Origin of the sequence: Psychrobacter sp. HII-4 (genome assembly GCF_904846595.1) — a bacterium.
Classification (GTDB): domain Bacteria; phylum Pseudomonadota; class Gammaproteobacteria; order Pseudomonadales; family Moraxellaceae; genus Psychrobacter; species Psychrobacter celer.
This window is the reverse complement of the sequence record NZ_CAJHBJ010000002.1, coordinates 1-26900: the sequence shown is the minus strand read 5'-3', so window position 1 is coordinate 26900 and position 26900 is coordinate 1. Positions and strand designations below refer to the sequence as shown.

The following is a 26900-nucleotide window of genomic DNA, read 5'->3' as shown; positions in this document are numbered from 1 at the left end:
TGTATATAGACTAACAACAATAAACGGCACACTTCGTTATGAAGCGTGCCGTTTGCATAGTGTTTGGTTGTAGAGTGTATAGGGTTTGCAAGATCTGCAAAAATACGCGGAAGATCAGCGTACCAGCTTGTTTAGACCATCGGCAAAGGCTTTTTTGTCACGCTCGCCATAAGGTTTTTGTCCGCTCATCTCTTGTGGCTCTAAGATGCCAGTGCCGCGCATGGTATCCATAAAGTCACGCATGTTCAGCTTTTGCTTGATATTTTCTTTATTATAAATGATGCCGCGCGTGGTAAGCACCAACGCGCCTTTGTCCAAAATATCATTGGCCAAAGGAATGTCGCTGGTGATGGCCAGATCGCCTGCCTGTATTTGCTCAACGATATAATCATCGGCTTTATCAAACCCCGATGGTACCACCGTCATGGTAAGCAGGGGTGAGCGGCGCAGTTTAATCGGCTGATTGGCGACGAATATCGCCGCCGTTCGTGTGCGCTCAGCAGTCTTGATAATCAAGTCTTTGGCAATGGATGGTACCGAATCTGCATCTACCCAAATCTGCATTATTTTTTGGCCTGTGTGGGTTGTGCCTTCGCCTCACTGTCCACTTGGTGGTCTACCGATTGGGGCGCAGCGTAGTTCGCGGCCTTGCTATCGAACGGCTTGGCGTCTTGGGCGGTGCTGTTCGTTTGTGGACTGGCAGGCTCTTGAGGCTTTTGGACGGCAGCGTACTCTTTATCCAAACCAACTTTGTTGGGTAAGCTGGCGACCAGCTTGGCCATCGAAGGCTCTAAGTCAGTGACGTCATTGGGCATCAAGGTGATATGAGCGATTTTACGATCGTCGCGTTCAGCCTTGTGGTAGCTGTGATAATGGGCACCATCGATAGCCAGTACGTCGCTGATGTTAGGGTATTGACCCAGCACATTGACCATAATCGCTGGATGGACGTTATCAGTATCGCCTAATGGCAAATCGACCACCGCGCGGATATGGTTTTCAAATTGACTGGTAATCGCCCCTTCGATGCTCCAATGCCCAGAGTTGTGTACCCGCGGCGCGATCTCATTGGCCAGTAGATAGTCATGACCGCGCGCATCCTTGGTGACAAACAGCTCAAGCGCCATCACGCCTACATAACCTAAGTGGTTCATGATCGTGGTGATGGCTTCTTTGGCTTGGCTAAAGATATGGCTGGTGCCGACAGCAGGCGCTTGGGTCTTGGCCAAAATGCCATGATGATGGTGGTTTTCGACCAAATCATAACAGCGCACACTACCATCTTGGGCGCGAGCCGCAATGATAGATACCTCGCGGCTAAAGTTGATAAAACCTTCGGCAATCAGCGGCGCTGGGGTAGGCGTTAGGCTGCCTTTACCGCTGACCGCGTCTTTGAGGTCGTGCCAAGCTTTGGTGATGTCGCTGTCTTGTTTGATGACATACTGGCCTTTGCCGTCATAACCGCCGCGGCTGGTCTTTAGAACGATAGGTAGCCCTAATTCATCGCAGGCCTGCTTTAACTGAGCCTCAGAGCTGACTTCTTGAAAAGGCACCGTGGCGATTGCTAAGTCATTAAACATCCGCTTTTCTTTTAAGCGATCTTGGGCAATATCTAAGGCCACTGGCGGCGGAAACATGCCTTGCTTGTTGCCTGATGTTGAGAGGCTGGCCAGTTTTTCGACCGTGGCAGTTGGCGTGTTTTCGAACTCTAAGGTAAAGACATCGGCCGCTGCGATAAAGTCATCGAGCTGCGCGCTTGAAAATACCGTACCATAAAGGCTGGCTGGGCAGTCCGCATTGTCCTCTAAAAATACGCATTGATAGCCGAGCGGTAGCGCAGCTTGGGCGAGCATCATGCCCAGCTGACCACCACCTAAGATACCGATGGTACGGATAGTTTGAGTAACAGGATAAGCATTGGCTGTGGTCATGATAGTAACTCTTTGAATAAATAATGGATGAAAACGAGCGTATTAAAATAGGAAAAGGCGCAATGTCTGCACCTTATTCTTGGGTGAACCCGCATGCTAAACGCGCATTTTAAAACAATCGCTAGACGCGCTAAGATGAGTGATCGCTTGGCTTTGCATGTTTTTGCATGGTTGTTTCGTATGATAACCATCAGCCCAGATACCATAAATAGCTAGGCAGATTGATTAATGATACCTGGAGTTGGGCTGGCAAGGATGGTATCGGTTTGCGTTTGACGCAGCGTATCGAGCTTGCTGGCCACCGCCTCGTCATGTAATGCCAACACTTGAATCGCCAGCAAAGCGGCGTTATATGCCCCTGCCGTCCCAATAGCGAGAGTGCCGACCGCCACGCCTTTTGGCATCTGTACGATAGAGAGTAGGCTGTCCCAGCCGCTGAGCATAGAGGACTTGACCGGTACACCAAAGACAGGGAGCGGCGTTTGGCTGGCACACATACCAGGCAGATGTGCCGCCCCGCCAGCACCCGCGATAATCACTTGTAGGCCATTGTCTTTTGCACGCTTGGCGTAGTCAAACAATCTATCAGGCGTACGGTGCGCTGAGACCACTTCGCAATCAAAGGCAATATCAAAGTCGGCCAGTAGCTGGGCGGCGGCGCTCATGGTGGCCCAATCAGATTGTGAGCCCATAATGATGCCGACTTTTGGCTGGCCAGCAGGAGAGGCGATAGGATTAGGTTGAGTCGTAGCTGATTGGGTGCTCATGATGCGATATCCTCAAAAAGACCATCATACAAAAGTTTTGCCGCATTCGTAAAGCCAAGATTGAGGTTTCGCCATATTATCGCATTTTTATTCCCTCAGGCATCACAGAACACAGAAGCGTCAGCAGGTAGCGCGCATCATACGCAGTCTTAGCGCTGATCGTGACGATACTGTACAAAGCTATCTGCTGTGAGTGGTAATGGTTTGGTCGTATCAAGCTGATAGCACGTCAGATAGCCGCTGTCTACGGCGGCAGAATAATCTGTGCAAGCGACTTGCGCGCTGAGCGGCTCAGGCGTACCTGTCAGCCAATAATGCCCGACAAACACAGGTTTGTGGGTTTTTAAGGCAAAATCGATATTATCAGCCAAGACGTCTTGAGGAATCTGCGCCAATGCCGAGGCGGGCGCGCGAGCAACTTCATACAGCGTGCGCTGGTTCAACGCATCCAGCCACCAGCGTACCCGTACCCGCTTGCGCTCCGTGCCTTCTTTATCGACCATCACTAAGCCGTCTGGCAAAGGTGTCTCCACACCTTTTAGCACCCGCTCTAGCGCATCAAAGGCCGGACTAAACTCACGCGAGGTCACCTCAAGCGCATGCGGCGTCAGACAATTATCTGCGGTGAGCAACGGCTTTAGCACAGCCATGCTATCTACATCCCAGCAAGCATGGACAAAACAGGCATAGTCAGTCTCGAGCCACAACGGAATCTCATAAAAACGCTTAAGCCAATACTGATGCGCCGCCGAGCCAAAAGGCACCTCTGCCAAAAACGCCTCGTGTTGACGGGTATGCACCGCATCGTGCGAGCGCAGATACTCGCCAGGCACGTCTGGGTCGGGTGTGGCAAAAGCCAGCGCGTTATACTCATGATTGCCCATCACCGCGTCGGCGACATCAGCGTCTAGCATGGCAAACACAATCTCCAACGTCGCCACTTGCTGGGGCCCACGATCCATCAAATCGCCAATAAACAGCGCTCGATGGCCCTCTGGCGGCACAAAGTATTGACCATTATGGACATAACCCAACTGTTTAAGCAAACCGACAAGCTTGTCCGCGTAGCCGTGAATATCACCGATAACATCTATAATCATAATAAAACAACATAAAGGAGAGGTTGTGCGCTTATAAAAACGCAATACATAAAAAGTCAAACCATCAATGAGATGATTGTCTATCGGTCATTATCAGCCATAGCGGCTCTAAAAACCTGGCGACAGCAGCGCGTTGATAAAGTGCGGCAAGACACGCGGCTCTAAAACAATCGTGGCCACCACTCCAAACGCGCCGCCCCACATATGCGCCATATGATTGATGTTTGAGCCGCCGCGCCTATCTGCATAAATACTATAAGCCACATATGCTACTGCAAACAAAATCGCCGGAATCGGAACAATGGCAAATAAGTAAAGGCTTTCCCACGGTGCCAGCAAGATAAAAGCAAACAGCACCGCTGAAACCCCGCCTGACGCGCCAAGACTTAGATAGCTGGCATTGTTTTTGTTTTTTAGATAGCTTGGCACCATAGCGATAACAATGGCAAGCACATAAAACACCACAAACCCATACCCAAACAAAAACGGCTGGTACAGCCCTTCGATGGCGCGACCAAAAAAATACAGCGTAAACATGTTAAACAATAGATGCATGCTGTCGGCATGGATAAAACCATGCGTCACAAAACGATCCCACTGTCCGTTGTTTACCGCTGGCGGATAAAAAATAAAACGGTTAAACAAGCGTTTGTTTTGCCATGCCAACAAGCTGATGATAACCGTAATAATAATGATAAGAGTGGTATGGTTTAACAAAGAAAAATCCTTAGGCCGCGCCTGATGTATGACAATGCGAGAAATGACAATGTTCAAAGCCTAAGCGTTACGGCTGCATAAAAACTGACGATCGTTACTAGGACGTGTTCTGTCTGCTGAAGCTATCTCACTTTATCTTTATGTAACTTAAGCCTAGGTAATCTCAGCATAAGCCATATTTATCCCAGCCATGCGCTAGTGGTGTTATGTTTTATAGGGAACCAAATTATCGCTGATCGAGCACCGAGGTAAGCCATAATATTAACAGTAGTTGAGCCAATGCCAAAACCTATTATGTGACAAAACGCTGCGTTTTTATGCTTTTCTGGTGAATAATGTAGCCATGCAATGATTGATAGCCGTCAAACCTGAATTAGGTAGCGTTTGAGCTGGCATGATAGGTCATCAATGTCGACGTGGTTTTGCGACACTGGCGCTGTTATTGAAAGCATACAGCCAGTACTTTTTCTGTACCGATACTGCTTTTCAATAGCGTCAACCCTAGTCATAATAAAATATAAGCTTGTCATTTTGTAAATTTCCATCAATGGCCGATAGAGGCAGTCATCTATGAGTATCATCGATCAACTAGAGCAAATCGTGACCCCAGCTGTCTTAGGTGAGCAGGCAAGTCACCAAAACGTGGCTTATATCAGTTTGCTTGAGCAGTTTTATGCGGTTTTGGCTACCCGTTTGGCGCAGCCAGATATATACTCTGAGCTATTGCGTAGCGATGAGACAATTAGTACAGAGGCGGCTGTAGAGCGTCCGTTTTTTGTGCAGCTATGGCCAGACTCTGCCGTACAGCAATTGATGATACAAGCGCTGGCGGCCGATCATCATATTGATGAAACTGAGACCAAACAGCTACTGATCAATGCCGCGCCGCTGGTCTATCGCGAGCTTATGATCTTGGCAAATGGTCAGTTTTTGCCCGCATTTCTACAGCAGCAGACGTCAGCGCTGCGCCAATATTTACCGATATGGTCAGCACCTATCATCACCGCAGCAGCCAGCGGCGGCTTAACGAATTTTGAGACGGCTACCAATGCGCCTATTAACCCAAACGATACCGATGACTCTGATGCACGTGCCTATGATACACATGGTTCTGAAGGGCATTTTGATAAAACAGGTAGCGCTATCCATGCCAGTCCAGCGGCGCATCATCTGGCTAAAAACACCAGTCTAAAGCAAGAAAGAGTACGCAGCCGTAACCTGCGCCGTGACTTGTTGGTGCGGGTGTTTTTGTTGTTGTTGGCGGTGGCTGCGCTTGGCCTTGCTTTATGGGCGTTTGTCCTAAAACCCAATAGCGCGCCGCCAGCCGAGCCAGTTGCCACTGAGTCTGTGACTGTGCCGCCTGCGCCTGAACCAGTCGCCGCGCCGACGCCTGTTGAGCTTATCGTAGGGGTGGACGATAGTGGCAGTCTATACACTTGTAGCGCGATTGTCGGTGATACAGCACTACAAAACACCCTACAGCAAGCGCTCAGATCAAGCTTTGGCGAGCAGGCAGCGATTTGTCAGTTTACTGTACAACAAGGGGTTGCCAACAGTATTGCCAACCTACCAGCAGAGCTATTGCCCAATGTGTTGACGATGCTGAGGTCCACGCCCTTTGCCCGCTTGCATCTACAAAACGATCGACTTACGCTAGAAGCGCCAGATGCCATGCTGCTACAGCGCTTGCTCAGTGAGATGCGGGCTTTGGTGCCAGCCATGGTCATCGATAGTACCGCGCCCATCCCTTTACCTGATAACCCGAATGCGGCAACCAGTGAATTGGGTGATGCTGATAGTCTGAGTAATGATGTATACCCCAATGACCAATACCCCAATAATGCTACTGGTGCTGGCGAATATCAGGCGGCAGACGATGAAGACGATGAAACAGGCGATAGCGTCATGCCTGCGCCCAACAATAATGCCAGTATATCTGCCGATATGCCCAACACCGCCCCTAATAACTTGCACAGTAATATACCGACTAACAATATACCGTCTAATAACAACCAAACTAGGCCGTCAGGCCCTATTTCGCTATCAGAGGTAGATGAGATGGCAAGTAGTGTGATCGTCGCCGAGCCAGTACAAGTCAGGTAGCAATGTGAGGCTACAGATGGATCGTTTTACTAAAAAATTATCTCTGTATTTTCCTTTAAGTCTTTCTCTAAGCTTTTGTCGGACAGTCGCATTTGGGCGGGCTTTAGGGTGAGATAGTTACGTGTCTCAACTGAAACATTACTTAACGTAGCATTTGCACAACAACCTGTTGATTGTGAACGGATACTTAATACTTTTATAATAACAAAAGTTGAATGTATGAGTTGAACCTATAAAGCGGTGAACCTATAAAGTGTTGTTAAAAAAAGCATTGTGAAGAGTGTAATTATATAAATACGTATTAACGGAGGAATTATCCAATGGATATTATCAGTCATCTAACACGGACCGTCAGCCCTGCAGTACTAGGAGATGATCACAGCCCAGCCAAAGAAAGCTTGCTTGAGCAGTTTTATGCTATCTTTGCCGCGCGTCTTGCTGATCATGATACTTATGGACGCTTTGCAAATGAAAACATCGCCCGTGACGATCAAGGGTTTTATGACCGCGTCTGGACAGAAGGCGCTCACCGCGATCAAATCTCGCGTGAGCTGGCGGGCAAGCACAATGTCGATGCTACCGCCGCTCGCGGCTTGATTGCGATGGCAGCGCCGCTCGCATTTCATGAAATTAAAAGCTTAGCAGGTACCACGCCTGTGCCGCAGTTCTTAAGTGATAATTTGGCCAGTTACCAGCATCATATTCCGGCATGGGCAAGTACGGTCTTGCCAGCTGGTGTGTTGGCGGCTACTCCAGCGGCGGGTACTCGTATCTCTGATACCACCAGCACCGCGCCATTACAACATACCGAAGAAGAAAAAGGCAGCTTTATGAAAGCGCTGCTACCGATTATTGGTTTGATCATTTTGGGGGCGCTGGCATGGGCGCTCCTCAGAGGCTGTCAAGAAAACCCTGAACCTGTTGCCACACCAGTTGCTAGTGAGCAACAAGCAGCAAGCGATGAGCAAGTGGCAGTTGCCGCAGATGTAGAGCCTGCTTCACTGCGTATCGCGACAGGCGAAAACAATGAGCTGTATGCCTGCCGTATGAATGCCGGTGACGAAACCCTACAAAGCAAAGTGATGAATGCACTGACAGCCGCATTTGGCGATGAAGCCAATAAATGCCGCGCAGACGTCGATGATAACTTTGCCACCGATATGCCAGCCGCCGCTCAGCTTGCTTCTATTTTGCCCATCGTCAAAAACGTGCCAAACGCCAGCATGATCATCAAAGGTGATACCATCACCGTCAATGCCCCAGACGAAGCGGCGTTACAACAGCTAGTGACCGATTTACAAGCGGCTGCGCCTGCCATAACTGTCCAAGCGGAAGGCCCACTGGACTTACAAGGCGAGATTGACGACAGTCTAACGGCCGCTGATGCCGCTATGACCAACTTGGGTGACAATCCAGACCCTCGTGATGTGGCGCGCGCCTTGAGTATACAAGTGATTAATTTTGAATTAGACAAAGCGATCATCCCTGATGCCAACAAAGCGCTACTGGACCGCGCGGCCACAATCATCAATGAAGTACCAGATATGGAGCTGCTGATTATCGGCCATACAGATAGCCAAGCGTCTGACGACTACAATATCGAGTTGTCACAAGAGCGCGCCGATGCTGTCAAAGAGTATTTAGTCGCCCAAGGGGTCGATGCCAGCAAACTGTCCACCAAAGGTATGGGTGAGTCAGAGCCAATTGCTGATAACTCAACTGAACAAGGCCGTTTCCGCAATCGCCGCATCGAGTTTGTGGTGAACGATGAGTTCAACGTGGCAAGTGCAGATGCAGGCACGACAATCAGTAACGATGCGCTTGATCCAGACTTAAACCCGCTAGATAGCAACAACGATGACTTATTGCCAGATGGTGATGACGTCACCCAAGGTAGCGCTATCGATCCAGCAAACTAATATCAGCTGTGCTCAAAAAAAACCGCTTCTTATTAAGAAGCGGTTTTTATTTGTCAAAAATACAATGATCACAAGACAAAGTATTGAATCTAGGGCGTGCCCTCATTTTAAAAATGGCGATAAAAACGAGCTGCGATTATTTATAAGCGGTGGGGTCTATTGAGTCACTAGCAGAATGATTAGCAGGTGTTTCGGCCACTGCAAAAAACGCCTGCATCACGTTTTGCTTGGCTTGCTGCCAGTAGTCAAACTGCTGACAAGTTGACTCAAGATCGCCTTGCCATGCTGGTATCTTGCCGGACATAGATTTGACACGGTTTTGGTTAGGATAGGGCAGATCTTGCGCTGCTTGGGCGGCTTCATGAGCCGCGATACGGTCATTACAGACCAAAGCAATATCGCAGCCTGCGTTGATGGCCGCTGTTACTCGTGCACTGACATCGCCTGCCGCCTGCGCACCGGCCATCGACAAGTCATCTGAAAACAGTACGCCATCAAATTTTAACTGCTCACGGATGATGTCTTGTAGCCAAATCTTTGAAAACCCTGCAGGCTTATTATCCACTTGCGAAAAAATCACATGGGCGGGCATCAGCGCATCGAGCCATGGCAGGGTTTGGGCAAAAGGCTGCATGTCACTATTGATGATCTCATCCAAGCTGCGATTATCAATCGCTTCTGCCACGTGTGAGTCAGGTGCGATGGCACCGTGCCCAGGGAAATGTTTGCCTGTGGTCGCCATGCCAGCCGCTTTCATGCCGCGCATAAACTGAGAGGCCAAGGCAATGATGGCTTGCGGCTCTTGATGAAAACTGCGATCGCCGATGACTTGGCTGATACCGCCTCTATCAAGCACAGGCGCAAAGCTCAAATCAATCCCCACGGCCAGCACCTCTGCCGCCATCAGATAACCGCAGTCATAAGCGAGGCTCAGCGCCTGCGCCGGATCTTGCTCAAACCGCTCACCCAGCTTGCCCATCGCTGGCAAAGGGCTAAAGCCGTTGCGTAGTCGTGCCACGCGCCCACCTTCTTGATCGACGCCGATCAAGATATCAGGATTGTGGTAGCGTATGTCATCACACAGCTGGCGCACTTGCGCGGCGTCAGCGACGTTGCGGGCAAACAAAATAACACCGCCGACTTGTGCTTGTTTGATTAAGCTGACATCTTCAGCGGTCAGAGCAGTACTATCGATATCAATCATTAAAACGCCATACATTGCGTTATCCTTTTTGGTTATTACTTGATAAGTGGTTATCTTAAAATGCGACTGTTACTGTTATTTAATAAAATTGACAATAAGGAGTACTAAGGTGGGTGACGGTGTTTGTGAAGACTGTACCGTTTAAGTCCCATCGTTTAAGCTCCTTAGGCTCGCGACAGACACGCCTTAGTATATTGTGTAGATGGCCTTATTATGACAGTTATTAGGCACGGCGTATAATGCGCCAGATAAATGGCTTTAAATTGATGGGCTTATGGGGTTTAATGAATGATCTCATCGATGTACAAAAAGCGCTAGTAGCGCAAAGATGGACTGCGATAAATATGACAGAAAGTTTGGTACAGAGCGGCGTAGCGTGTAAGATTGTTTATACAGTTTAAGACAGTTTTATCTAGATGCTCGTGATAATATTGATTGATTTTTCACGATATTTTAATGCTATCTGGTCACTTCTGTATAGAATGCCGTATAGGTAGTCAACTATTATAATCACTACAATTTACGATACCAATGATTGTAATAACAGAGAGGGTATCAAGATAGCAGCAGAGCAAAGCCTTCTGGATTTTTACAATAACGATATTATTACTCACTTAAAAAACTAGGTATATATGATGAAAAAACAACCAGCACAGTGGTTACTCAGTGCAGTGTCAGTGGGCATCGCCGGTATTATTTTAACCCAAAGCTATAGCACTGCTGTGGCAGAGACCAGCACCGAAGGCTTTGTACCGACGCCTGAACAAAAAGTCACCACGCGCCAAGTCGCCGCCTTGCTAGATCGGAGTCATTATCTCAATCAGCCACTCGATAGCAAAATGGGTAGCGAGATTTTATCGATGTATATCGATAGCCTAGACCCCAATCACACCTTATTTTTGCAATCTGATGTCGATGAGTTTAAGAAAAAATACGCCGACGAGTTTGGCGCACGCCTCAAGCGTGGAGATTTGTCGGCGGGGGTAGAGATATTTGAGCGTTATCGCCAGCGCTCAAGTGAGTACTTCGCCATGGCAAGTAAAATGCTCAAGACCGATATTGATTTGACAGGTGATGAGACCATCGTTTTAGACCGTGAAAAGCTTGGGCATTTTAAGACCAAAAAAGAGCAACGTGACTATTGGACGCGCCAGCTAAAATTTCAGCTGATCAGCATCACCTTGGGGCAAGAAGACGAAAAAGCCAAAGAGCAGGTGTTTTTAAACAACCCCGATATCACGCGTGGTCAAGACCTCGTCCGTGATGACAAACGCACACCAAGTGAGATATTACTCAAACGTCTCACACGTCAGCAAGAGCAGTTTAAACGTCTCAAAGACGATGAAATCATGGAGACGATCTTAAATACAGCGATGCTGACCTATGACCCACACAGCAACTATTATGCGCCTATTCAAGCGACTGAGCTGCAAATTCAGTCAAGCTTGCAACTAGAAGGCATCGGTGTATCGATTCGCCCAGATCGCAAAAACCCAGACTATACGCGCATTGTCACGCTAGTCGATGGTGGCCCTGCAGCCAAAACTGGTCAGATAAAACCCAATGATTTGATCGTCGGTATCGCCAAAGACGGCAAAAACATGACCGATGTGGTCGGCTGGTCGACGCGAGAGATTGTCAGTTTGATTCGCGGTAAGCGCGGTACCTCAGTGACTCTCAAACTACGCCAGCCCAATACGCCAGACTCAAGTGCTCGCACCGTGACGGTGGTGCGCGATATCATTCAACAAGAAGAGTCGGGCGTCAAGCAGCGCGTCGTCGAAGTACAGCGTCCTAATATTGACAAAACGCCCAAACGTATCGGTGTGCTTGAGATACCAAGTTTTTATCTCAATTATCGCGCACGGCGCAATGGCGAAGACTATCGCAGCGTCAGCATCGATACCGAAAAGGCGCTAAAAGCCCTTGATAAAGAAAATATCGATGGACTTGTGGTGGATTTACGCAACAACCCTGGCGGCTCTTTGGATGAAGTGGCCAAGATGCTGGGCTTTTTTATCAAGAGCGGGCCGCTCGTGCAGATTCGTGACAACCGTGGCAACATCCAAGTCTACCGCGACAACGATGGCGGCGAGCAGCTGTATGATGGCAAAATGGTGGTACTGACCAACTTAGCATCTGCCTCGGCCAGCGAAATCTTTGCTGCCGCTATCCAAGACTACGGACGCGGACTGGTCGTTGGTAGTACGACCACCGGTAAAGGCTCTGCTCAAATCCAGCTTGATAGCCTAGCGCTTGGGACAGCGACCTTGACCCAGCGTAAGTTTTATCGTGTGACGGGCGGCAGTACGCAAAACAAAGGCGTCGTCCCAGATATCGAGCTGGTCAATATCTATGATGATGCGACCTTTGGTGAGCGCGCACAGAAAAAAGCCTTGCCTTGGGACACCATCAAAACAGCGCCGTACAAGCCTGAGGGCAAGTTTAGCAGCGATACCTTGGCGACACTCAATCAACAATCCAAGATTCGCCAACAGCAAAACCCGCAGTTCGTCTATCTCTCAACGCTCAATGATATCCGTGATATGGAAGATGAGAAAAAACCCATTCGCTTAGATATCAATAGCCGCCGCGCCAAGATGCAGCTGATCGAAAAACGCTCGCTTGAGGCAGAAAACAAGCGTCTGATTGCAACGGGCGAAAAGCCTTATAGTGATTGGAATACCTATCAAGCGGCGATGGATGCAAAGTTTGAAGAGCGCAGTCAGATGAAAGCCAATGAGCGCCCAGAGCTGCCAGAGGATGAAGTCTTTATCAATGAAGCTGCCTATATCATGCTAAGCGCAGAACCAAAGCAGCTGCTGAGTCATAAAGAGGTGCTAGAGAAATGACGAGTGCTATCGAAACAACAATAGTATGTAAGCATATGCTTACACCGATTGACGTTTCGACCTCTTACTAACGATAGGGCAATCTGCGATTATAACTGTACGGCACGATTGAACGGAACGGTTCATGGATACTAGGGATTGGTATCTTAAAGGTCGCATCAGGGATAGGTGGTTTGCTGATTAGGGATGATAAGGCTGGATGCCTGTCAGTTATGAGATACCCCGGGATTAGGTATTTGATAACATTAACATGGATGGTTAGTGATAAAAGCCGCATAATGCTTGTCGTTATGCGGCTTTGTTACGTCTAAAGGATGGCGATTTAGTGGTAAACCATTGCGCCGCTCTCAATGACACTTGTGCTAGCATGGTTCGGTCAGCTGCCCACAACGCTGCTCGCACAAAAGCATCGTATAAACGAGCAGGCACAAAGCAGCAGGAATAAAAAAAGCCGACTCAATTGAGTCGACTCTGTTGGCCAGTTGGCTGATTTATCTCATAGCCACCAAACCTTTTACTACTTACCAAATGCAAGTAGCGATTAGTGCTGAACGCCACCAGCGCCATGTACATGGCCGTGGTTTAGCTCGTCTTCAGTAGCAGCGCGCACTTCTTGAATTTCAACATCAAACGTCAAACGCTTACCAGCCAATGGATGGTTGGCATCGACAGTGATTTCTTTGTCGTTTACTGCCGTGACGGTCACTAGCATCACTTGGCCGCCCGCTTCTGACTGGAACTGCATACCAGGCTGGATATCGTCGACACCTTGGAAATTTTCACGTGGCACATGCTGTACCGCTTGCTCTTGGTACTCACCGTAGCCGTCAGCAGGCTCTACGACAGCGTTTACTTTTTCGCCAGCAGATTTGCCTTCTAGTTGTTTTTCTAGACCTGGGATGATATTGCTGTGACCATGTAGATAGGCAAGTGGTTGACCTTCTGGTGACTGGTCAAGGATGTTGCCTTCGTCGTCTTTTAGCGTGTAATTGAATGTGACGGCGGTGTCTTTTGCGATAGTAGTCATAAAATATCCTAAATATATCGATGTAAAAAATTAAATACGGTTGCAATAAACCTAAAAAAGCCAATCAGCCAGCCAAATAGCCACGTCATTAGTCAATTATCATCAGTTTATTTCGGTTTATAAAAGTAACTTTAGCAGTTAGCATCTTTAATTGAGATGGCTTTGATAACTTTCAAGGCAAAAAACAGAAAAAATGCCAATTAATCACGTTAAATAGCTATTTTTTTGAAATATAAACGGATGGACTCGTCAGATGCCTGAACGCTCCAGCATAAAACGTTTGCCAGTTGCGTTTTGTCTGTCGGGCTTCTACCATAATGATAACCATAAAAATGAGACAAGAAAATGACACAGATTACCTTAAAGACCAATGAGCAGCCAGCCAACTATGATGCCAACGTACAGAGTACAGCAGACATCGATATTCGTTATCGTTTTGATTTTTCCCGTTTTGCTGAGCATTTGGTGGATGTGACGCTGAGCTTTACCGCCAGCACTGATGCGCCGCAGCTTTGGCTACCTGCGTGGATACCAGGCAGCTACTTGATGCGCGAGTTTGCTCGCAATATTACCGCTGTCCATTATCAGGTGCTAGATGAGCAGGATACAGCTCGTGATACGTCGTCACAGCCTTATCGTGGCCAAAAAATAGACAAGCACACATGGCAGCTCCCGCAGATAAAGGCAGGGCAGAGCGTCAGCGTTCATTATGAGGTCTACTGTTATGATCTGTCGGTGCGTACCGCCTACGTCGATCAGCAGCGACTGTATGGCAACTTTACCTCGCTTGCATTGGCTGTTGAAGGGCAAGAGCAGCAAAAGCTGCAAGTGAGTCTTATCGTTCCTGCAACGTTTTTGGCAGATAAGGATGAGGCGCGTGTTTGTCTGGCGATAGGCCTGGACTACACAGAGCTGCAGCTAGAGGGGCAGCTGTGCTTTGCGCTACAAATGCCCAGCTATCATGACTTGATTGACTATCCGTTTGAGATTGCCGAGCAAGATAGGTTTGATTTTATTATTCAAGACAGCGCGCATCAGACGCTACGTCACCGCTTTTATCTGTCAGGCAAGCACAGCAGCAATATGGGCAGGTTGCAGCAGGACATCACCCAGATCTGTCAGAGCTATGTAGACTGGCTAGGCGATGCACCTTTTGCAGATTATACCTTTATGACCTTTGCCAGTGGGCAGGACTATGGCGGGCTTGAGCATATCAATTCTACCAGCCTGATCACCCCGCGCCGCGACCTGCCAAGTGCCGATGAGCCAAAAATACCCAGCAGTGATTATCAGCGCTTTTTGGGCTTGTGTAGCCATGAGTACTTTCATGCATGGTGGGTCAAGACGGTGCGCCCTGATGTGATGCTCAATGTTGATTTACGAAAGGAGGCCTTTACGCCTTTGCTATGGGTGTTTGAGGGCTTTACCTCCTATGTGGACGACTTTATGCTGCAAGCATCAGGCGTCATCGATAAAGCCAGCTATCTGAAGCTGCTGGCTGAGCAAATCAATCGCTACTACCAGACGCCAGGGCGCGCATATCAGAGCGTGGCTGAGTCGAGCTTTGATGCTTGGATTAAGCTGTATCGCAATGATGAAAACACAGGTAACGCAGGTATCAGCTATTATAATAAAGGCGCCTTGGTAGCGCTTTGTTTGGATCTGACTTTGCTAGAGAAAACCAAGGGACGCTATCGCTTGTTTGATGTGATACAGGCATTTTATCGACAGGCCAAGCAAAATGACAAAAAGCGCATCGGTATCAGCAGTGCCGATATGGGCGCGGTCATCAGTCAGTTCATGCCGCTTGATGTCTGGCAGGACTTTGAGCGCCGCTACGTCAATGGCGTTGAGGCGTTGCCGATACAGACATTGCTGAGTGCCAATGGTGTCAAGTTACATGTCAATAGTAAGGAGACGGCGGACAAGTACATGCCTTGGGGTATGCGCTGTAGCGACACCCCAGCAGGCCTCAAAGTCAATCGAGTCCTGCGCGGTAGTGCAGCGGCGCGTGCGGGTATCTCCGCCCATGATGTGATCGTCGCCATCGATGGTATCAAAGCTGATGCCAAACAGCTATCGTCTCTGAGTACGTCTGCGCGCAAGATTGACTGTCATTTGTTTCGCCGAGATGAGCTGATGTCGGTCACCGTATTACCCAAAACGGCCGCTGAGAAGAAAAATGCAGCGGCAGATATTGATCAAGATGGCCTTTATCAAGACAGCCTCCATCAAGATTGCCCTTATAAAGTCACTTTGCATCTTGCAACACCCACGAGCGCATCGCCCAGTGATGAGGCGGCATCGCCGACCCAAGCAGGCTGGCATACATGGTTAAATGTGTGGGTAGATAGGTAGGCTAAAGTCGCCCTTTTGTTGTCTGAGAGTAGATTAGAGGCTAAAGGCGGTTCGCTGTGTCGCCAGAGAGAGGCTTGGTGACACAGCTGGCTTACTATGTATGTTTGTGTGTATTTACGACTCACCATCTTTGGCAGGTGCTGTAGCCGGCTCCTTAGACGACTGAGATTGAGACGGTTGAGCATGATCGTCTGACGCGTCAGTCGTAGAGTCCGCATCTGCATTGGTATTTGTCTCAGCGGCGTCCGCGCTATGGCTTGCAATCCATTTTTGCATCAGCTCAATCTCAGCTTGCTGGGTGTCGATGATACTTTGTGCCAACTGGCGCATCTCTTCATCAGTGCCGTACTTGAGCTGTACGTTGGCCATATCTACCGCGCCGATATGATGCGGCAGCATACCGCGAGCAAACGCCATGTCTGGCTGCGGGTCGGCGATACCAAGCACCATATCACCGTGTAAGACATCCATGCTTCTGGCATAGGCCTGCTGCATGGCTTCTGTGTGCGGGTTGGTTTTGACGGTGTCGGGATGGCTGGCAAGCCATTTATTTAACGTATCAATCTCTGGCTGCTGGGCATCAATGACGTTTTGCGCCAGTTGCCGCATGCTATCATCTGTCCCGTATTTTAGCTGGGTCTTTGCCATCTCGATCGCTCCGCGATGATGACCAAGCATGGCTTTGGCAAACGCGGTATCAGGATCGTTATAACCCATACCGATCATCATCTCATCGTGCATACGCGTCATCGCCCTCGTATAGTCTCTGAGCATATCGGTCATTTGTGTCTCGTTTGCTGCATCTTCTTTAGCCAGCACATCGTCCGTTTGCGCATCAGATGGATTGATCTCTAGGTCGGTCACGGGCGGCGTTGCGGTATCGCTAGACGTCGCCTCATCCTCAGTCGCCGGCTGACAGGCACTTAATATCAGCGCAGCAGCAATACTGGTGGCAAGCAAAGAAAAGCGACGAGAAGCAATCATGACATATTCCTATTATAAAGCGGCAATGATAAAAACAGACGAGTGATGAGATAATATCCGTAATGTGCTGAATCTTAACAGATAAACCTTACCAGTTCGAGATATGATGTTTAGAGCGTGTGCCCAATCCCTAATTGTCGACAGCGCTCGTCATTTAGATGAATACGGACAAACTCACCGACCCCCAAACGGCCTAACTCAAACCCTGCAACCGACCAGCGTATCAAACGCAGACAAGGCAGACCTACATGAGCGGTCATACGCCTGACTTGGCGGTTTTTGCCTTCGTAGATGGTCAGCATTAGCCAAGACGTTGGGACGTTTTTGCGCTCACGTATCGGTGGGTTGCGGGGCCATAAGGCTATTGGCAAATCCGCCTCTGTGACCATCTGGGCGAGCGCAGGTAAAGTTTTACCGTCCTTTAAGTGCACGCCTTTGCTCAGAGCCTGTAGCTGTGCAGGCGTTGCGATCCCCTCGACTTGCACCAAATAGGTCTTGCCTTGCTTATGCTTGTCTTTTTCAAAGCTCGCCGCCGATGGTGGCTGGGTAATGGCTTTGTTGACGCGGCCATCACTAGTTAAGATCAGTAGCCCCTCTGAGGTTGCATCAAGCCGCCCCGCCACTCGCAGCGACTTATCGGTAAAGTATAGCGATAGGGTGGCGTGGTCATTATTACTGTCGTCACGGAACTGACTTTGCACCCCATAAGGCTTATTGAACAAAATGAGACTAGAGCTCGGCATGGTGTAAGCATTCCTAAAATAAACTGACAAAGCGGTCAAAGGGCACTATTAAGTATAAAACAAGTATAAAGATTGCCGCTTGTAACCGTTGATGTGGTATCGGTTTTGAATGCTGCGACTATAACACCGTCCCATTAGCGAATAAATACCATGTTATTATTATGGTTTTATATTTTTGATGTCCCGATAGGCGCCATAGCCAATCCGGTATAAAAATAATCTGATAGCCACGTATCCGATTTTAAACGATAAATGGCGAAGCAGCATACAGTAACGTCTCATCAAAACCCTAGCATATAACGCCTTTTGATTTGTTAATACTGTATAAACTATCTTTATAATTATGCTCGTTATGGGCCAATTGTGTTTTTGTCCTCTATGGTTTGGGTAAGTTTTGCAGTATGGTAAATGGCATAAGGCGTTACTCATCAGATTGGCAAAATTACGATAAATGACCAAGATATATAATTAAATAACTCATAATTAAATCATTAAGGAGTGTTACCCATGTCCTACAATAAAGTGATCGTCCCAAGAGACGGCGAAAAAGTCACGGTAAATGCTGACTTGTCTTTAAATGTGCCCAATCATCCGATTATCCCTTTTGTCGAGGGTGATGGTATCGGAGTCGATATCACGCCTGTGATGATAAAGGTCGTCAATGCAGCAGTAGACAAGGCTTATCATGGCAAAAAATCCATCATTTGGATGGAAACCTATCTCGGCGAAAAAGCGGCAAAAGTATACGATGGGGATTATTTGCCCAATGAGACGCTGGAGATTTTAAAAGACTATGTCATCAGTATCAAAGGGCCATTGACGACCCCAGTGGGCGGTGGTTTTCGCTCGCTCAACGTCGCGGTACGCCAAGAGCTCGACTTGTATGTGTGCCAGCGCCCCGTGCGCTGGTTTGAAGGGGTGCCAAGCCCAGTGCAGCATCCCGAGCTGACAGACATGGTGATCTTCCGCGAAAACTCAGAAGATATCTATGCTGGCATCGAATGGAAGGCGGGCAGTGATGAGGCTAAAAAGGTCATTAAGTTTTTAAAAGAAGAGATGGGCGTCACCAAGATTCGCTTCGATGATGACTGCGGTATCGGCATCAAACCTGTCTCAAAAGAAGGCTCGCAGCGCTTAGTGCGTAAGGCCATCCAGTATGCCATCGACAATGATTTGCCTAATGTCACCTTGGTGCACAAGGGCAATATCATGAAATTTACCGAAGGCGCGTTTAAGGATTGGGGCTATGAGCTTGCCGCCGAGCGCTTCGGTGCCGAGCTATTGGATGGCGGGCCTTGGATGACGATGAAAAACCCAAAAACAGGCAATGACATCGTCATAAAAGACGTCATCGCTGATGCCTTTTTGCAGCAAATCCTCATGCGCCCTGCTGATTATTCGGTGGTGGCAACGCTCAACCTAAACGGCGATTATATATCCGACGCCCTCGCAGCAGAAGTGGGCGGTATCGGTATCGCACCAGGTGCCAATAAAGGCGGCGCAATCGCGGTTTATGAAGCGACGCATGGTACTGCACCCAAATACGCCGGACAAAACAAAGTCAACCCAGGGTCGCTCATCTTATCAGCTGAGATGATGCTACGTGACATGGGCTGGACGGAAGCGGCTGATTTGATCATCAGCGGCATTCAAGGCGCTATCGCTAATAAGACAGTGACCTATGATTTTGAGCGGTTGATGCCAGATGCCATTTTGCTGAGTACTTCTGAGTTTGGTAAAGCCATTATCAAGCACATGCACGCTTAAGCGTCGGGGCATGTCTGCAACTCAATCAATGCTCTTTACATAAGGACGCACCCTAAAAATAAACAAAAAAACACCCCTGAGATTTCAGATCTAAGGGGTGTTTTTTTATGCTAAAAGTGGGCGTAAAGGCTTAAATACCTCCTTTACGCCCAGCGCTCAGGCATATCAGCGGCGCATCAGATTATAATGAGGCGATCGCTTCGTTGAACAACGTGCTTGGACGCATCACTTGCTCAGCCAGTTTTTCATCAGCTAAGTAGTAACCTTTGATATCTACCGACTTGCCTTGGGCATCATTCAACTCTTTGATGATGGCCGCTTCGTCACGCTGTAGTTGTTCTGCCAGCGGTGTAAACTGCGCTTTTAGCTCGCTATCGTTGTCTTGAGCCGCCAGCTCTTCTGCCCAGTACATCGCTAGGTAGAAGTGACTGCCACGGTTGTCAATCTCGCCTGTCTTACGCGAAGGTGACTTGTTGTTTATTAGCAGTTTTTCTGTGGCTTTATCGAGGGCGTCTGCCAATACTTGCGCTTTGGCATTGTTGTCGTTTTTGGCCAAATGCTCCAAAGATTCGGTCAAGGCTAAGAACTCGCCTAGTGAGTCCCAGCGCAAGTGGTTTTCTTCTACCAACTGCTCGACATGCTTTGGTGCTGAACCGCCTGCACCTGTCTCAAACAAACCGCCGCCTTTCATGAGTGGTACGACCGATAGCATCTTGGCACTGGTACCGAGCTCTAAGATAGGGAACAAATCTGTTAAGTAGTCACGCAAGATGTTACCAGTAGCAGAGATGGTGTCTAGACCGCGAGCGACGCGCTCTAAGGTATAACGCATGGCGCGAACCTGAGACATGATCTCGATATGTAGGCCATCGGTGTCATGGTCTTTTAGGTACATTTTGACTTTTTTGATCAGCTCGTTTTCGTGCGGACGGTATGGATCTAGCCAGAAGACGACTGGCGTGTCTGACTCGCGAGCACGGCGTACGGCCAGTTTGACCCAGTCTTGGATCGGGGCATCTTTGGTCTGACACATGCGCCAGATATCGCCTTTTTCGACGGCTTGCTCCATGAGAACTTCGCCAGTATCCACATCTACGATACGCGCGATACCAGCGTCGCTTGACTCAAAGGTCTTGTCGTGTGAGCCGTATTCTTCAGCTTTTTGAGCCATGAGGCCGACGTTTGGTACTGTACCCATGGTGGTTGGGTCAAAGTTGCCATGCCATTTGCAGAAGTTGATCATTTCTTGATAAATACGCGCAAAGGTAGACTCTGGCATGACCGCTTTACAGTCATACATTTTGCCATCTGCGCCCCACATCTTACCGCCTGAGCGAATCATCGCAGGCATTGAGGCATCGACGATCACATCGCTTGGTGAGTGGAAGTTGGTGATGCCTTTTGATGAGTCAACCATCGCCAGACGTGGACGATGCACTTGACAAGCATGCAAGTCGCGCTCGATCTCTTCTTGTAGAGAGGTTGGCAGCTCTTTGATTTTTTCGTAAAGTGATGCCATACCGTTATTGACGTTGATGCCTAACTCATCAAAGAGCGCACCATGTTTTTGAAAAGCGTCTTTATAATACGTTCTGACCGCATGACCGAAGACGATTGGATGCGAGACCTTCATCATCGTGGCTTTTACGTGCAATGAAAATAAGATACCTGCTTCGCGGCAGTCTTCCATTTCGCGCTCATAAAACTCAAGTAGCGCTTTTTTGCTCATAAACATCAGATCGATGACTTCTTTGTCCAACAAAGCAATCTCTGGCTTTAGGACTTTGGTGGTGCCATCTTCGAGCAACAGCTCCATACGTACGGTACGAGCCTTGTCGAGGGTCATCGATTGCTCGCCGTCATAAAAGTCGCCGCTGTGCATGTGTGAGACGTGAGTGCTTGACCACTGTTTCCACTCACCCATTGAGTGCGGATGCTTACGTGCGTAGTTTTTGACCGCTTTTGGCGCGCGGCGATCAGAGTTACCTTCACGCAGTACGGGGTTGACCGAGCTACCTAGTGCTTTGCCGTAGCGCTTACGGATGTTTTCTTCTTCCTCAGTTTTTGGCTCATCAGGGAAGTCAGGTAGGGCATAGCCTTTGCTTTGTAATTCCTTGATAGCGGCTTTTAGCTGCTGTACTGAGGCACTGATGTTCGGCAGTTTGATGATGTTGGCATTTGGGTCTTGGGTTAGGCGACCTAGCTCTGCGAGGTTGTCAGGTACGCGCTGCTCTTCAGTGAGGTACTCAGGGAATTCGGCCAACACACGCGCGGCCACAGAGATATCGCTGATATCGACAGAGACGCCTGCTGTATTGGTAAAGGCTTTGACAATCGGCAAGAATGATAAGGTCGCCAGCGCTGGGGCTTCGTCAGTTTTTGTATAAATAATTTTTGACATATTAGTAGAATATTCCTATAGGCTGTAGTGAATAATAAAGCTCAAATATAATGCTACAAATCGTTAAACGACATATCGTTAAATAATACTATGCAATAGCAAACGTTATGGTTCGATCCCGTACATTATATGTAGTCTCTTGCAATGGTTGAGGCTACTTAAGTTTCTTGTTGCTGTTGGCTAGCCTTTATAACCGTAGTGGCTAGCTTTGATTGGTTGTTATTCAAAAGGCGCTTGCAATGATGATATCATCATCTAAAAAAAGCGACCTAAAAGCAAATGGCTAAGAGTATATTATAAAGGATCCACTATAAATTCGATACGGTGTCAATCCTATATCATGAACTAAGTATACTATTTTCGCTTATGTCCTATGCACCAAAATTATATTAAGCTAAGAACAGCGTTATTCTACCAGTCATCCGCTTTTATATCATCCCTTCCCAGCGATTACTGTCATTTCATGGGTGCTTACCCGTTATCAATTAAGTAAATCCAAACCCTGTGTCATTCTAGGGCGTGTCCTCAATTCAATCGATAGCCATCTAAATGGGCTAAAAATGGCCAAATCTGGCCAAACGGTGTCAAATAGCTGACTAATATCTCGATATTATCTGCGCTATTTTCCTTGTTTGACTGCGATTTATCTCATTTTTATCACCATTTTTAAAATGAGGACACGCCCTAAAACCGCGCCTTTACTGTCAGTGGTTTTTATAAAGTGGTGAGTGTGCTTTGCAAATTGTGACAGCAAACCGGCAAAAATTTGCTAGGCTATTTTAGGTTAAAGTATATCTTTGTGTCACATACAGCGATAAGCTTTAGGTAACGCAGCGATGGCTGATATTTGCTGTCGTTTTGACGCGAGCAGGCATCTCACCATGTTTGGCTGTCTTTTATAAGTGATTGACTGATATACGCCTTAAATAAAACATTGACACACATAGAGCGGCTAGAGTGACCATGAGCATACGTTTAAAATACGCACTGATGAGTGATACCAGCTGGCAGCAGATGGCAGAGTGGCAAACGCCAGACACGCCGTTTATGTCCTTTGCTTTTTGGCAAGCGCTGGCAGACACGGGCGCCATCGGTGAGCAGGCAGGCTGGCTGCCGATATATGTCTTGATCCATCAGGTCGATGAGGGATACCAACCGCCGCCAAGCGCCGCTGACATCAAAAACAGCAAGGCACACTCTGACGGTGACAATACGGCATTAGCTGCAGGCGACAAGGTATCCGTCACGCATCCTATAGCGGTGCTACCAGTCTTTATTAAGGGTCATCACCGCGGTGAGTTTGTGTTTGATCATGCTTGGGCAGAGGCCTACGCGCGCTATGGTGTCGACTACTATCCGCGGCTGGTCAGTAGCGTACCTTATACGCCGATTACCGGTCAGCGGTTTTGGCTGGCTGATGGCGAGCGCCTGCGTGCCGATATCATAAAGACCGCCCTAGCAGGCGTAGATGATATTGCTCAGCAAGTGGGGGCATCAAGCTGGCATGGACTGTTTGTCACGCCTGAGTTGGCCGATATTGTAGCTGCCGCCATGCCGACAGATAGCGATGTCATGAGTGCACTGACGGCGCAAGAGCAGGGCGGCGCAGCGGTGGCCATCGACATACCGATACTAGAGCGTCAGGGCTGTCAGTTTTTGTGGCAAAACCAAGACTTATTAAAAAATGCGCAGCCATTTGCAGATTTTGAGGCGTTTTTGGCAACATTAAGAGCCAAAAAGCGCAAGACCATCCGCGCTGAGCGCCGCAAGGTCACCGAGCAAGGCATCCGTTGTCAGCGTAAATGCGGGGATACGATTTGTGAGGAGGACTGGCACGCTTTTTATCATTGCTATGTGATGACCTATGCGGTGCGCGGCCAGCAGCCTTATTTAACGTTAGATTTTTTTATGGCGTTGGCCGCGAGTATGCCTGAGCACCTGATGCTGGCTCAAGCGCGTGATGTGCATGGTGATATCATTGCCAGTAGTTTGTTTTTGTACGATAAGCCCGATAGCAAAGACGCGACTTTATACGGTCGCTATTGGGGCGCACTGGCGGACTATGACAGCTTGCATTTTGAGCTGTGCTATTATCAAGGCATCGAGTTTGCTATCGAGCAGGGTTTGAGCTATTTTGATCCAGGGACGCAAGGCGAGCATAAGCTGGTTCGCGGTTTTATACCGACGACGACTCATTCGTTGCACCGCGTTTATGATGGGCGGTTTGTGCCAGCCATTGCGGACTTTTGCCGTAGAGATAGAGAGCATATGGCTGAGTATCGCCGACGAGCATTTGACGCCTTACCGTTTAATGCTGATAATATGCCCCCCGCTGATGCCAGTCGCTAGTGCTGCTCTCATCTATTTTTTATCCGTCTTTTATCCGTCATCATTAGCCGCTTATTATGCCTAGTAACCACCTGTTTTGCCCTGTACCGCCGCCCGCCGAGCTACACGCTTGGCTCAATGTCGAAGGCTCTTTGACTGCTGTACTAGAGGTAAAAGCTCGGCAGCCCTTGCGCGTTGAGCGCAGTTTTGAGGGCTATCGCGCGCTGACACTGGCACAAAAGCGCCAGCTGGGTGTACGAGGCGCGCAGCTAAATCGGCCGATGCTGGCGTGGGTACGCGAGGTGTACCTATATGGCAATGATGAGCTGCCGTGGGTCGAGGCACAGAGCATCTTTCCGTTGCCCAGTCTCAAAGGCCGCGCCCGCCGTTTGCAGCAGCTCAAGAGTACGCCCATCGGTTATGTGTTATTTAAGCACAGTCGCACGTTGCCCAATCAGCGTTTTATCTCACAGACGGCCAAAGGCTGGCAACGGCAAACGCGTTATGACTGGTATGGGCGGACGCTGCTGATCAGCGAGACGTTTTTGCCCGCGTTCAGCCAAAATAGACAATCACAGATAGGCTGCAACAGAGAATAGAAAAATTTATATCCAAGCATATAAATATACCGTGATAAATACTTTATTTTATTGGCTATTTATTTGCGTTATAAGGCCATTTAATTTGTTCAGCTTAGCGTGAGTTTTTTTTGCGCTCACCATACAAATTTTCATGTTACACTTAAACTTTAGCGATGATATCGGCGCCTGCGTGTCGATTTGATTGTCGATATAGACACGTCAATGACAGGCCAATTGCCTGTGCTTGCCTGTTTTACCTCCTTTTGCTACTCGCTTCTTTTCGATAAACACTACCATTAACGATAGCCACTACCTAGGACATTATTATGTTTAAAGATATTTCTATCAAAGAGTTTGATCCAGTACTTGCAGAAGCCATGGCCGCCGAAAGCGTGCGTCAAGAAAACCACATCGAGCTTATTGCCTCAGAAAACTACTGCTCACAAGCGGTTATGGAAGCACAAGGCACCGACCTAACCAACAAATACGCGGAAGGCTATCCAGGCAAGCGTTACTACGGTGGCTGTGAGCACGTCGATGTAATCGAGCAATTGGCCATCGACCGCGCAAAAGAGCTGTTTGGTGCAGAATACGTCAACGTCCAGCCGCACTCTGGTAGCCAAGCGAACTCTGCTGTATTTTTGGCTTTGCTAGAGGCCAATGACACCGTACTTGGCATGAGCCTAGACGCTGGTGGTCACTTGACTCACGGCGCGCACATCAACTTCTCAGGCCTGAACTACAACGCCGTACAGTATGGCCTCGTCGAAGGCACTGGTCTGATCGATTATGACCAAGTTGATGCTCTGGCTCGTGAGCACAAGCCAAAGATGATCATCGCAGGCTTCTCAGCGTATTCACAAGTCGTTGATTGGCAGCGTTTCCGTGATATCGCCGACGAAGTGGGCGCGTACTTGCTGGTTGATATGGCACACGTGGCGGGTCTGGTTGCAGGCGGCGTTTACCCAAGCCCAGTACCCTTTGCAGATGTGGTCACCACCACCACGCACAAGACCCTACGTGGCCCGCGCTCAGGTATGATCTTGGCGCGTGATGAGAAGCTGGCGAAAAAACTAAACTCTGCTGTCTTCCCAGGCAACCAAGGCGGCCCGCTCATGCACGTCATCGCGGCAAAAGCGGTTTGCTTTAAAGAAGCATTAGAAGACAATTTTAAAACCTATCAGCAGCAAGTGGTCAAAAACGCCCAAGCGATGGCAAAAGTCATCCAAGAGCGCGGCTATGAAATCATCTCTGGCGGTACTGAAAACCACTTGATGCTCATCAGCCTCGTCAAGCAAGAAATGACGGGTAAAGAAGCGGACAAATGGCTTGGTGATGCCCACATTACTGTGAACAAAAACGCCGTACCAAATGATCCAAAATCGCCATTTGTTACCTCTGGTATCCGTATCGGTACGCCAGCGATTACCACGCGCGGCTTTAACGAAGCACAAGCAGGCGAGTTGGCAGGCTGGATCTGTGACGTACTAGACAGCCGCGGTGACGAAAAAGTCGCTGCTGAAGTACGCGGCAAAGTAGAAGCTATCTGTAAAGAGTTACCAGTTTACGAAAAAAACCAGTAATTTTCGATTGCTTGATTTTTACAGTTAGGTTGAAAAAAACCGCTTAGCTTAATGGCTAGGCGGTTTTTTATTGCGCGGGCGTTTATTTTTTAAGTGGTCAGTTTATGCGAATTAAACCGTCTATACGTATAAAGCTGCGGTAATCCAAACCCCGCTGTCAGTCACCGCCGGCTGCACCAGCGCGCCGCCAGCGACCGCCAATAAGTTCCCCTCAAGCCAGCTTGGCAAGCGGCCATAAAGCCCCCATAGTGCTCCGATAATCAGAGCACCGGATACCACAACAATCACTGCAAATATCAACATATAGTTAAATCTTTATAAAATCGATACAGCCCATATCATGAAACAGTTTAGGTAAATTATTCTCCATCCACCCTTGGCGCAGAAACTTAGCCTGTGCCCACTTCATCTCGATAGGGTTCAAATCAGGGCTGTACGGTGGTAGCCAAAGAATACGATGGCCATGTCTGTTGAGTAGCTTTTGAATACGTTTGCTTTTATGAAACCGAGCGTTATCCATGACAATCACGCATTT

At 48.5% G+C, this 26900-nt stretch carries 20 protein-coding genes; 8 read left to right on the top strand and 12 right to left on the bottom strand.

Annotated features, from left to right (window positions below):
• Positions 1 to 114: 114 nt before the first annotated feature.
• From JMX98_RS01820 to JMX98_RS01800, 5 genes are all read right to left on the bottom strand, one after another.
• Entirely contained in the window at positions 115 to 564 is a 450-nt protein-coding gene (locus JMX98_RS01820; protein ID WP_201584148.1) for a YaiI/YqxD family protein, read from the bottom strand.
• Complete coding sequence (locus JMX98_RS01815) at positions 564 to 1931, bottom strand: 5-(carboxyamino)imidazole ribonucleotide synthase (RefSeq protein ID WP_201584146.1); 1368 nt, start codon at positions 1929 to 1931, stop codon at positions 564 to 566. Before JMX98_RS01815 ends, JMX98_RS01820 begins: the two co-directional genes overlap by 1 nt.
• Positions 1932 to 2143: 212 nt before the next feature.
• The gene (gene purE, locus JMX98_RS01810; RefSeq protein WP_201584144.1) at positions 2144 to 2698 is read right to left on the bottom strand and encodes a 5-(carboxyamino)imidazole ribonucleotide mutase; all 555 of its coding nucleotides are present in this window, start codon (positions 2696 to 2698) and stop codon (positions 2144 to 2146) included.
• A gap of 149 nt (positions 2699 to 2847) precedes the next feature.
• Positions 2848 to 3798: a metallophosphoesterase gene (locus tag JMX98_RS01805; RefSeq protein WP_201584142.1), complete on the bottom strand. Its 951-nt coding sequence runs from the start codon at positions 3796 to 3798 to the stop codon at positions 2848 to 2850.
• A gap of 108 nt (positions 3799 to 3906) precedes the next feature.
• Positions 3907 to 4515, bottom strand: coding sequence for a rhomboid family intramembrane serine protease (locus JMX98_RS01800; protein WP_075101761.1), 609 nt, complete (start codon positions 4513 to 4515; stop codon positions 3907 to 3909).
• Between the two features lie 570 nt (positions 4516 to 5085).
• Between JMX98_RS01800 and JMX98_RS01795 the strand changes: the two genes are divergently transcribed.
• Positions 5086 to 6618 carry a hypothetical protein gene (locus JMX98_RS01795; RefSeq protein ID WP_201584140.1) on the top strand — a complete coding sequence of 511 codons (1533 nt, stop codon included), beginning with the start codon at positions 5086 to 5088 and terminating at the stop codon, positions 6616 to 6618.
• A 320-nt stretch (positions 6619 to 6938) separates the two neighbouring features.
• Positions 6939 to 8537 carry an OmpA family protein gene (locus JMX98_RS01790; protein WP_201584138.1) on the top strand — a complete coding sequence of 533 codons (1599 nt, stop codon included), beginning with the start codon at positions 6939 to 6941 and terminating at the stop codon, positions 8535 to 8537.
• Between the two features lie 136 nt (positions 8538 to 8673).
• Here the strand turns inward: JMX98_RS01790 and nagZ are convergent, their stop codons facing one another.
• Positions 8674 to 9756, bottom strand: coding sequence for a beta-N-acetylhexosaminidase (gene nagZ, locus JMX98_RS01785; protein WP_201584136.1), 1083 nt, complete (start codon positions 9754 to 9756; stop codon positions 8674 to 8676).
• A gap of 620 nt (positions 9757 to 10376) precedes the next feature.
• Here nagZ and JMX98_RS01780 point away from each other — a divergent pair.
• A complete protein-coding gene (locus JMX98_RS01780) occupies positions 10377 to 12593 on the top strand; it encodes a carboxy terminal-processing peptidase (protein WP_201584133.1) in 2217 nt (738 codons plus the stop codon).
• A gap of 541 nt (positions 12594 to 13134) precedes the next feature.
• Here the strand turns inward: JMX98_RS01780 and JMX98_RS01775 are convergent.
• Complete coding sequence (locus tag JMX98_RS01775) at positions 13135 to 13620, bottom strand: FKBP-type peptidyl-prolyl cis-trans isomerase (protein WP_075101756.1); 486 nt, start codon at positions 13618 to 13620, stop codon at positions 13135 to 13137.
• Between the two features lie 345 nt (positions 13621 to 13965).
• On the opposite strand from JMX98_RS01775, the gene JMX98_RS01770 reads away from it, so the two are divergent.
• On the top strand, positions 13966 to 15978 hold the full coding sequence (locus JMX98_RS01770; protein ID WP_201584130.1) for a M61 family metallopeptidase: 2013 nt from the start codon (positions 13966 to 13968) through the stop codon (positions 15976 to 15978).
• Between the two features lie 114 nt (positions 15979 to 16092).
• On the opposite strand, the gene JMX98_RS01765 is transcribed toward JMX98_RS01770, so the two are convergent.
• Complete coding sequence (locus JMX98_RS01765; RefSeq protein WP_201584127.1) at positions 16093 to 16962, bottom strand: DUF305 domain-containing protein; 870 nt, start codon at positions 16960 to 16962, stop codon at positions 16093 to 16095.
• A gap of 110 nt (positions 16963 to 17072) precedes the next feature.
• Positions 17073 to 17705 carry a pseudouridine synthase gene (locus JMX98_RS01760; protein ID WP_201584124.1) on the bottom strand — a complete coding sequence of 211 codons (633 nt, stop codon included), beginning with the start codon at positions 17703 to 17705 and terminating at the stop codon, positions 17073 to 17075.
• A gap of 507 nt (positions 17706 to 18212) precedes the next feature.
• Here JMX98_RS01760 and icd point away from each other — a divergent pair.
• Positions 18213 to 19472, top strand: coding sequence for an NADP-dependent isocitrate dehydrogenase (icd, locus tag JMX98_RS01755; RefSeq protein ID WP_201584122.1), 1260 nt, complete (start codon positions 18213 to 18215; stop codon positions 19470 to 19472).
• Between the two features lie 181 nt (positions 19473 to 19653).
• Here the strand turns inward: icd and JMX98_RS01750 are convergent, their stop codons facing one another.
• Complete coding sequence (locus tag JMX98_RS01750) at positions 19654 to 21873, bottom strand: NADP-dependent isocitrate dehydrogenase (protein WP_201584120.1); 2220 nt, start codon at positions 21871 to 21873, stop codon at positions 19654 to 19656.
• Between the two features lie 969 nt (positions 21874 to 22842).
• Here JMX98_RS01750 and JMX98_RS01745 point away from each other — a divergent pair.
• The 3 genes from JMX98_RS01745 to glyA all read left to right on the top strand — a co-directional run bounded on the left by JMX98_RS01745 (position 22843) and on the right by glyA (position 26365).
• Positions 22843 to 24222: a GNAT family N-acetyltransferase gene (locus JMX98_RS01745; protein WP_201584531.1), complete on the top strand. Its 1380-nt coding sequence runs from the start codon at positions 22843 to 22845 to the stop codon at positions 24220 to 24222.
• Between the two features lie 56 nt (positions 24223 to 24278).
• Complete coding sequence (locus JMX98_RS01740) at positions 24279 to 24800, top strand: chorismate--pyruvate lyase family protein (RefSeq protein ID WP_201584118.1); 522 nt, start codon at positions 24279 to 24281, stop codon at positions 24798 to 24800.
• A gap of 308 nt (positions 24801 to 25108) precedes the next feature.
• Entirely contained in the window at positions 25109 to 26365 is a 1257-nt protein-coding gene (gene glyA / locus JMX98_RS01735) for a serine hydroxymethyltransferase (RefSeq protein WP_075101749.1), read from the top strand.
• A gap of 120 nt (positions 26366 to 26485) precedes the next feature.
• Here the strand turns inward: glyA and JMX98_RS01730 are convergent, their stop codons facing one another.
• The gene (locus JMX98_RS01730) at positions 26486 to 26668 is read right to left on the bottom strand and encodes a hypothetical protein (protein ID WP_201584117.1); all 183 of its coding nucleotides are present in this window, start codon (positions 26666 to 26668) and stop codon (positions 26486 to 26488) included.
• Positions 26669 to 26672: 4 nt separating this feature from the next.
• Positions 26673 to 26900, bottom strand: a 228-nt coding sequence (locus JMX98_RS01725) for a transposase (RefSeq protein WP_201584116.1), incomplete at its 5' end; no start/stop codon positions are given.